1 protein-coding gene is annotated in these 1,047 nt (G+C 42.6%); it reads right to left on the bottom strand.

What is annotated here, in order from left to right; all coding sequences use genetic code 11:
* Positions 1-1,047, bottom strand: a protein-coding gene (locus tag IEW93_RS21810; RefSeq protein WP_229706753.1) for an IS3 family transposase whose coding sequence is annotated in 2 segments (ribosomal slippage) — positions 1-857 and positions 857-1,047 — 1,048 coding nt annotated over the 2 segments. Because the reading frame shifts where the segments join, the coding sequence is not laid out codon by codon here. This gene is flagged as partial in the annotation.

Here is a 1,047-nt window from a genome sequence, read left to right as displayed (position 1 = left end):
GAGGTAAGAATGCATTCGTTGGCTGTTGTACCACATTGTGATGTAATTCAAGACATCTTGTTGAGCTGCATAGCGCGTTCGATAATTGCGCCAATGAACTCGTTCTTGCTTCAAGCTACCGAAAAAGCTTTCTACTACTGCATTATCCCAGCAACAGCCTTTTTTGCTCATACTGCCGACAAACTTATGTAGCCTCAGTATCCGTCTGTATTGGTGGCTCGCATATTGAACGCCTTGATCTGAGTGTATGATCAATCCGGCTTTTGGCTTTCGTTGCCATATTGCCATTGTTAGGGCATCACAAACCAACTGTGCTTTCATTCTGCTGCCCATACTCCAACCAACAACTTTACGCGAATAGAGATCGATTACGACCGCTAAATACAGCCATCCTTCAGAAGTCCATATGTACGTAATATCTTGCACCCACGCTTGATTAGCGCGCTGAACGTCGAAATCCTGCTTAAGTTCATTATCATATATAGGCTTCTTGTGGTCGCTGTTGGTTGTTGCCTTGTACTTCTTTTTATAGCGCACCCAAACGTTTGCTTCTTTCATCAACTGCGCTGTTTTCTTACGCCCAACAGGGTAATCAAGTGAATTCAAAGCCTTTCGAATACGTCTTTGTCCATAGGTGTTATCGCTAAACTCGGCGATATTCTTCACCCACTGCAACATCTCTTGATGCTCTGTATCAACAGGGGCCTGAGACTTCCGCTTTTGATAACTGTAGTAATTATTGTTTTTCACACCCAACACGTGACACATTAATATCACTGGCCAGATCTTCTTATTTTGGGCAATAAACGCGTATTTTATTTCGTTTCTTTGGCAAAGAAGACCGTCGCTTTTTTTAGTATTTCACGCTCCATTTCTAAACGCTTAACTTGTGCTTTTAGCTTGCGGATCTCTTCCTGCTCAGGCGTTAACTTGCCGTTACCTCTAAAAGCATGGCCATCATCATTTTCTGCTTCTTTTATCCATCGGCCAAGAAGCTGAGGTGTTACTTCTAAATTTCTAGCAGCTTCAGCAATACTGTAATTTTGC

This window comes from Shewanella inventionis (genome assembly GCF_014641855.1).
Taxonomy (GTDB): Bacteria; Pseudomonadota; Gammaproteobacteria; order Enterobacterales; family Shewanellaceae; genus Shewanella; species Shewanella inventionis.
This window is presented reverse-complemented; position numbering and strand designations above follow the sequence as displayed.